Raw genomic sequence first — 266 nt, forward strand, 5'->3', positions numbered from 1 at the left:
GCCAGATCGACACCGGACACACCACCCGACACCCCGGCCAGGACACCCTGGGCATGCTGGATCCAGCCGGAGACATCGCCCACGCGGGAGTGCACCGTCACCTGACGGCGGCCGGTGTCGTTTGCCGGTGAGACCAGCAGCTGCACCTCGACGCTGCCGTTCTCCGGCAGGACCAGGGGTGCCTGGAGCGTGAGTTCCTCCAGGACGGGCAGTCCGACCTCGTCACCGGCACGGACGGCGAGTTCGGCCAGCGCCGCGCCGGGGAG

1 protein-coding gene is annotated in these 266 nt (G+C 71.1%); it reads right to left on the reverse strand.

All coding sequences use genetic code 11. The annotated features are described in order from the left end of the window. Positions 1-266, reverse strand: a 266-nt coding sequence (locus tag ACLQ2N_RS36055; RefSeq protein ID WP_425820031.1) for a hypothetical protein, incomplete at both ends; no start/stop codon positions are given.

Origin of the sequence: Streptomyces sp. DT224 (assembly GCF_049844595.1) — a bacterium.
GTDB lineage: Bacteria > Actinomycetota > Actinomycetes > Streptomycetales > Streptomycetaceae > Streptomyces.